The organism is Bacillus sp. JJ722 (assembly GCF_036963345.1).
Classification (GTDB): Bacteria; Bacillota; Bacilli; order Bacillales; family DSM-1321; genus Bacillus_AD.
Genome location: NZ_JBALMO010000267.1, coordinates 1 through 3,102, shown reverse-complemented (window position 1 = coordinate 3,102; position 3,102 = coordinate 1). Strand labels below are relative to the sequence as shown.

The following is a 3,102-nucleotide window of genomic DNA, read 5'->3' as shown; positions in this document are numbered from 1 at the left end:
CTGTCGGAAAATGATAAAAAAGCATCGTCACCGATGCTTTTTCAAGTTCAATATGCGTCCTACTCTTCGCTTTTTTCCTGCAAGTATCTATATTGATAGTAATGATGTGCAAATTCACTAACACGCCTTGTTAATGAATAATTGCTGCCCGCGCCTATCATCATACTCATTAATGGTAAGCCTTGAATTTTCCTCTTTCTGAACAACGAAATAGCCATATACTTCATTATTTGCTTTACTGGCTGCTCAAACCAAGATACATCCGTAATTTCATCATCACCATCAAAGAAGTACGATTGCTCTGATTGCTGTGTACATTCATTCAACTCTTCAAGACCATACTTTTGCAATCTCTCTGGTAAAGTCCCTGTATGGAATACTTTTAATGAAATCATCATTTCTTTTGGCGTATTTACTTCATATCCATAAGACATTGCAATTAATTGTACTAATCGCAAATTAATTATTGTAATAGCTGGTAAGTCACTGGTGATTAACACCGCTCCGCCCATACCACTAATACCACCTTGAGCAAATGAATATAGTCGATGTCTTGCTATTTGTTGTTGTGCTATGTATTTTAATTGATCAGCAGTTAAATATTTCATGTCGGCAATTCCTTCAATCCCGTCATGAAATATTCTAGCTGTAGCTAAAATTCGATCTCTGGCATCCATTTGAAACTGAGAACCTTGAATCATTGCATGAAGATGGAATAACATATTATCTAACGTTGTGAGAAATTCCTTCTGCATGTCTTCTGGTATAAGAGTAAAGCTGCTTTGAAGAGCTTTATCATATAACACTTCAAAGTCAGTAGTTTCATGGCTATAAAGTTTTTCTTCCCAAGCCTTTACTTCCTCATATATTTTCATTTCCCGACTTGTAAACGTCATAAGATTCACTCCTTTCATTTATACATGATACGTTTAGCAATAGTATATCACAAGCTATTTCAAACAGAAAAACACGCTACAAAAGTTGTAGCATGTTTTCTATCATTCACACTAATTTTTATCCTTTTGTCGGAACTAACAATCCATTGTTTTCTGCTTTTTTCACCGCTAAAAGAATACCTTCCATTGTATCTAAGTATTTAATTTCATTACCTATTGCTTTTCTACCAGCATCTGCAAAATCTGTTGTAAAATCTGTTCCTGGATAATTTACTTCTAAATATATTTTTGCATCATAAATCCATTCTGCGAAAGCTACTCCACTAACTGCCGTTACACTCGCATGTGCACTTGTCTGCGAACTGTAACTGTAATTATACTCCCTAAGTATGCTAACTCTCTTTAATAAATCTTCAATCATTTTCTTCACCCCCTCACTACTACTTTCGGCATAATTTACGTACTCATCAACAAAATTAAGATTTTTCCTTTTTTGTAACACTTTTAATCTATCAAATTAAAAAAACCTCTTATGATGTTGCTATAGCGACATCATAAGAGGTTGATTCATTTTTTATAATAAATTACATTTTTGCTAAGCGCATTACATCGCGAGCAATCATAACTTCTTCGTTTGTAGGAATTACTAATACTTTAACTGGTGAATGTGGATAACTAATGAAACGATCTTCTCCACGAACAGCATTTAAAGATGGGTCCCAATATACGCCCATGAATTCTAAACCTTCAAGAACGCGCGCACGAATAACATCACTATTCTCACCGATACCTGCAGTGAAGATGATAGCATCTACACCTGACATACGAGCAGCGTAAGAACCGATGTATTTATGAATACGATCAGAGAATACTTTTAATGCTAATTCAGCACGGTCATTTCCTTCTTCAGCTGATGATTCAATATCACGTAAGTCACTAGAGAAACCAGATACTCCAAGTAATCCACTTTCTTTGTTTAATACATTAATTACATCTTCAGCTGTTTTACCTGTTTTCTCCATGATGAATGGAAGTAGTGCTGGGTCAATATTACCTGAACGAGTTCCCATAGTTACACCAGCAAGAGGTGTAAAGCCCATTGAAGTATCGATAGATTCTCCGCCTTTAATAGCCGCAATACTTGCACCGTTACCTAAATGACAAGAAATTAAGCGTAATTGCTCTTTCGGACGTCCAAGCATTTCTGCCGCTTTTTCAGAAACATACTTATGTGAAGTTCCGTGGAATCCATATTTACGAATTCCGTACTCTTTATAATAGTCATAAGGTAAGCTGTATAAATATGAACTCTCTGGCATTGTTTGATGGAACGCTGTATCAAATACTGCAATTGCTGGTATATCTTTAAGAATACGTTGGAATGCTTTAATTCCAGTGATGTTAGCAGGGTTGTGAAGCGGTGCTAAATCAGATAATTCTTCAATTTGTTTTAAAACTTCATCTGTAATTAAAGCAGAATCGTTAAAGATTTCTCCACCGTGTACAACTCGATGTCCTACTCCGTTAATTTCATCAAATGATGCGATAATACCGTGCTCGATTAAGCTATCAAGAAGCATTTTTACAGCTACTTCATGATCAGGAATATCTGTTACTACTTTAACCTTTTCATCATTCACTGAAATTGTAAAAATTGAATCTGTTAAACCAATTCTTTCTACTAATCCTTTTGTAATAACTTTCTCACTTGGCATTTCAAATAATTGAAATTTTAAAGACGAGCTTCCTGCATTAATTGCGATTATTTTTGACATGTACTGTCGCTCCTTATCATTTGCATTATATGTTGTGTTATATTATTTTCTATTCAACTGTAATACAATAAATAGTACCAGTTTCATTTAAGCATTGTACTCGAATATTTTCAATAGTAAAAAGGAATTTTAAAGATTTTTAACAATTCAAAAAATATTTATTCTAACAAAACGAAATGTGTTTCAATTAAAATCCCATGAAAATATAACAGATATTATAAAATATTACGCAGTTGCTCTTTCTTATCATAAACGTTTTCATTTTTTATTATTACACCATGTATTCCCATCTTTATCTCAAGTTATATTTTCTAGTTTGGATAATAAAAAATCTAACTATATAACCAAAAGAAAAAAGTCTCAATTTGCTTTAATTCTCAAAGCAAATTGAGACTCCCTATCTCAAAGTAATTAATATAAGAAATTAATTG

The 3,102-nt window shown here is 33.4% G+C and carries 3 protein-coding genes; all 3 read right to left on the bottom strand.

Annotated elements, in window-relative coordinates; translation table 11 throughout:
- Positions 1-59: 59 nt before the first annotated feature.
- Positions 60-896: an EcsC family protein gene (locus tag V7014_RS23320; RefSeq protein ID WP_335510833.1), complete on the bottom strand. Its 837-nt coding sequence runs from the start codon at positions 894-896 to the stop codon at positions 60-62.
- Between the two features lie 118 nt (positions 897-1,014).
- Positions 1,015-1,317: a hypothetical protein gene (locus V7014_RS23315; RefSeq protein ID WP_335510832.1), complete on the bottom strand. Its 303-nt coding sequence runs from the start codon at positions 1,315-1,317 to the stop codon at positions 1,015-1,017.
- A gap of 163 nt (positions 1,318-1,480) precedes the next feature.
- Positions 1,481-2,671: an acetate kinase gene (locus V7014_RS23310; RefSeq protein WP_335510830.1), complete on the bottom strand. Its 1,191-nt coding sequence runs from the start codon at positions 2,669-2,671 to the stop codon at positions 1,481-1,483.
- Positions 2,672-3,102 lie beyond the last annotated feature (431 nt).